Origin of the sequence: Thermovirga sp., from assembly GCF_017656375.1 — a bacterium.
Classification (GTDB): domain Bacteria; phylum Synergistota; class Synergistia; order Synergistales; family Thermovirgaceae; genus Thermovirga.
The window spans coordinates 1-4,261 of record NZ_JACDOB010000057.1 but is presented as its reverse complement, the minus strand read 5'-3'; the positions used below and the strand labels follow the sequence as shown (position 1 = coordinate 4,261).

Below are 4,261 nucleotides of genomic sequence, written 5' to 3'. Positions count from 1 at the left end.
CTTTATTTTTGGTGTTTTGTGGGTTTTGCCATGCAAAAAGCCTAAAGTTATTGTATTCTTTTAGAGACTCATTTAGTAAATAGGGGAGGAAAGCGCACATGTATCGTTCTGAAAAGTTAAAGTTGTTTTCAGCGGACGAGGGAGCGTCCAGAAGGGCTATCTACAAGGGGTGTGGCTACGACGACGAGGACCTGTCAAGGCCTCTTATAGGTATCGTAAATACCGCTAACGATGCAGGCTTGGGCCATGTTCACCTGGACAAGCTGGTGGAGCGAGTCAAATCGGGCATTTGGCAGGCGGGTGGGACACCCTTTGAGTTTAGGACTATAGCCACCTGTGGAGCGGTTCCCATTGGTACTCCTCACTTGAGGTATGAACTTGTCATAAGGGATGTCATAGCATCCTCCGTGGAGATAATGGCCAATGTACAGCTATTCGATGGGTTAGTGTTGCTGGCTTCCTGCGATAGCATCATACCAGGAGTTTTTATCGGGGCACTTAGAACCGGCCTTCCTGCCATCTTCCTATCTGGAGGGCCTCAGGATACGTGTGAGTTCGAAGGAAGGCAAGCAGTTTTATCTGAGCTAGACCAGCTAGTCTTTGGCTCCCAATACAATGCTTCAAATGCGGATGAGGTAAAGGAGAAAATTCGCTATCTTGAAGACCACGTATGCCCTGGGCCTGGCGCATGCGCTCTAATGGGAACGGCTAACACCATGCAGATTCTCATGGAAGCTTTGGGGCTCTCCCTGCCAGGCTCTGCTACGACGCCCGCTACTTCGGCTGAGAAGCTTCGCTTTGCCACACAGACGGGTAGAAGGATTGTTGAGCTTACGAAGCAGGGTATAGCGCCAAAGGACATATTGAGCCGTTCGAGCCTGCTGAACGCAGCTAAGGTTCTTTTAGCGATGGCAGGGTCCACTAACGGGGTGCTTCACCTGTTGAGTTTTGCCAGAGAACTTGGGATAGAGCTTACCTTGGATGACTTCGACCGCTTATCCAGGCAGGTTCCCGTCATTTCTAAGGTTATACCTACAGGCAAGGCCACGGTCAATGACTTGCACAGAGCCGGTGGAGTGCCTGCCATCTTGGGTGAGCTTCTTCCCATTCTGGATGGTTCGGCTGCAACCATTTCAGGTATGACTATACAACAGACAGCAGGAAGGGCATCTTCCAAAGACAGGGAAGTCCTCAAAAGCCTAAACGAGCCCGTTTTCCCAAATGGAGGCATTGCTGTTTTGAGAGGCAACCTTGCTCCCGATGGAGCCATATGTAGGACTACTACGATACCTCCAGAGCGCCTGAAGTTTAGTGGCACGGCCAGGGTTTTCCACTCTGACGAGGAGGCTCACGAAGCCGTTGTAACGGGCAAGATAAAGAAAAACGACGTGGTGGTCATTAGGTACGAAGGCCCCAGGGGGGCACCGGGGATGAGGGAGATGATGATGACCACAGATGCCCTTGTGGGGCTAGGGTTGGGCTCAGACGTCTTTGTGGTAACGGACGGCAGGTTTTCTGGTTTTACCGAAGGCGCCGCCATAGGCCATGTTGCTCCCGAGGCAGCGGTAGGGGGACCTATAGGCATAGCGCAGGAAGGTGACGTTATAGACATAGATATTACGGAAAGAAGGATAGACCTAAGAATTACAGAGGAAGAGTTCCAGAAACGATTGAGGGAATGGGAGCCCTTGCCCCCCAAGGTTGACAGGGGAATTTTAGGTCTTTGTGCCAAAACGGCCCTTCAGGCGGACAAGGGAGCCATGTTGGACGATAGGATATAGGCGTGAAGGGACATTGCCGTCCCTTCACAATAGTTACTTTCTTACTTGAGGGTCAGGTCTTTACTTTTGGTATATTATACAATATCAAGCGGCGTTTCAAGTCATACAAAACAAAAATCAAATTTCTTTGCTAGCCGTCTTCTTGATTATGCTGCTGACAGTTGAATAATGAATCCCTAAGAATTTGGCGACCTCGGATTGCATATATTTATGTGTTTCTACTGCTTCTACAATTTTCCTGTTTCTCTCTTTTTTGTCTTTAACTTCAGCAAAAATCTCCTCCAATTTAGGTCTTGTTGCGAGCCGATGTTGCTCCAGAATATTCCAATCGTCCGTTTTTTCTTTAAGCAACGGTTCCAAATTGCCCAAAAACTCTTCGCTGCCTAGTACGATTCCTCCTTTTAACTCTTCCCATGGTGAGTCTTGGGCCCCTTCTGCGACAAAAAGCCGATATTCCTCTATAGCCTTTGCAGGAGTGCTGGCAAATTGGGAAAGGATCCAGTTAACATGCAAGAACTCGGGAGCTGGCTCCAATCCAGCTGTAGCCCTATAGCTGCTCCAAGGCCAATCTGCAGCTGAGCTGACGAGGCCTGCCCTTACAGGGTTTAGCACCACATATCTTGTAAGCTCCAGAAGGTGAGCTTCCTTTTCGACTAAAATGGATTTGTAACGCCCTTGAAGCACGTGGCCTACAAGGTTATGGCGCTTGTTGAAGCTTTGGCTATATACGCCATTTAGTTGTCTCATTCCTTTAGACAGGTTGGGGCGAGGGGTCTCAAGTAGAAGGTGGTAATGGTTATCCATCAGGCAATAGGCATGGCATATCCACTCGAAACGTTCGACGACGTTTGATAGTATTTTTAGGAATTTTTTCCTATCCTCGTCATCAAAAAAGATACTTTTCTTAGCGTTGCCTCTGCTTGTTATGTGATATACTGCACCCTCAAATTCTACCCTCAACGGGCGGGTCATGTTTCTGATGCCCCCTCACAAATAATTATCGTTGGAACAACTCGTATTTTATACCTAAAAACACCAAAAATAAAGACCTGACCCCCTAGGTGTAGCTTGATGTTGAAAGGGTAATTTTATAGAATTAGGGCAATTGAATAAATTACCTACTGGAAAGGTGCCCTTCGGGGAGAATAGGGAATCAGGTGCAAATCCTGAGCGGTCCCGCCACTGTATACGGGGAGCAAGCCTCAGAGCCACTGGCGTTAAGCTGGGAAGGCGAGGTGGTTGCGATGATCCGTGAGCCAGGAGACCTGCCTTTCTAGAGTTGGTAGTTTGGGATGATGGTAAAGTCTCAAACCGCAGTAGCGGTTTGGGGCTTTTTTTATGAACGCTTTAATAAAGTGAGGGAGGGACAATAATGTTGGAGAAAACAATTAGTAGTATTAGCGATCTTGACGCAACTTCCATGAGAGAAGCCCAACATCGGCTGGATAACTTGACCAAGCCGAAAGGCAGCTTGGGTATGCTTGAACGCATAGCTGTCCAGTTGGCTGGCATAACGGGAGAGCCAAGGCCAAAGATTGGTAAGAAGGTATCTATCGTAATGGCCGCGGACCATGGAGTTGTAGCAGAAGGTGTCAGCGCCTTTCCACAGGAGGTTACTCCCCAGATGGTCGTGAATTTCCTGAATGGGGGAGCTGCCATAAACGTTTTGAGCAGGCATGCTGGTGCGGAAGTGGTTTGTGTGGATATAGGTGTGGCTGTAGATGTAGATCACCCTGGATTGAAGGCCAGAAAAGTGAAATATGGAACGGATAATTTCGTTCATGGTCCGGCAATGACGAGGGAGGAAGCACTAAAGGCCCTGGAAGTAGGGATCGATGTGGTTCAGGAGCAAATAAATTCTGGCGCTTCCATCTTTGCCTTGGGAGAGATGGGTATTGGGAACACCACGGCCAGTAGCGCTATTTTAGCTGTTTATTCAGAGCATTCATTAGAAGAAATAGTAGGGCCTGGAAGTGGAGTAGGCACGGAACGATTGGCTCATAAGAGAATGGTGATTGAACGGGCAATAGAAAAGAATAGGCCGGATAAGAGTGACCCGATTGATGTGCTGGCAAAGGTGGGAGGTTTGGAGATAGCTGGCATGGCAGGGTGTATATTGGCAGCAGCGGCAAATAGGGTTCCTGTGGTAATAGATGGTTTTATATCTTCTGCCGCAGCTTTGATAGCCTCAAAGATAAGCCCCCGGTCGGTCAACTACATGATAGGCTCTCACCTTTCCCAGGAGCCTGGACACAGGATAGCCCTTGACTTGATCGGCTTAAGGCCTCTTTTTAGTTTAGATATGAGGCTTGGAGAGGGAACAGGTGCAGTTTTGGCCTTTAATATAATAGAGGCGGCGACGAAAATTATAGGTGAAATGGCAACCTTCGACGAAGCAGGAGTATCCAAAGCATAAAGACATGGACGTGGGGTTAGGCCTTCAAGCCAGGTAGAACACCAAAAACGAAGGCTTGACCCCT

General features: G+C 48.4%; 3 protein-coding genes and 1 riboswitch. Of the genes, 2 read left to right on the top strand and 1 reads right to left on the bottom strand.

The features are described 5' to 3' along the window. Nucleotides 1-98: 98 nt before the first annotated feature. Nucleotides 99-1,781 (top strand): dihydroxy-acid dehydratase, encoded by a 1,683-nt coding sequence (gene ilvD / locus H0Z23_RS08575; RefSeq protein ID WP_296869031.1) that lies wholly within the window; start codon nucleotides 99-101, stop codon nucleotides 1,779-1,781. Between the two features lie 117 nt (nucleotides 1,782-1,898). On the opposite strand, the gene H0Z23_RS08570 is transcribed toward ilvD, so the two are convergent. Then, a complete protein-coding gene (locus H0Z23_RS08570) occupies nucleotides 1,899-2,753 on the bottom strand; it encodes a transposase (RefSeq protein ID WP_296869030.1) in 855 nt (284 codons plus the stop codon). A 138-nt stretch (nucleotides 2,754-2,891) separates the two neighbouring features. After that, a riboswitch (cobalamin riboswitch) is annotated at nucleotides 2,892-3,069 on the top strand. An 84-nt stretch (nucleotides 3,070-3,153) separates the two neighbouring features. On the opposite strand from H0Z23_RS08570, the gene cobT reads away from it, so the two are divergent. Beyond that, nucleotides 3,154-4,197, top strand: a complete 1,044-nt coding sequence (cobT, locus tag H0Z23_RS08565) for a nicotinate-nucleotide--dimethylbenzimidazole phosphoribosyltransferase (protein WP_296869029.1) — start codon at nucleotides 3,154-3,156, stop codon at nucleotides 4,195-4,197. The last annotated feature ends 64 nt before the right edge of the window (nucleotides 4,198-4,261 follow it).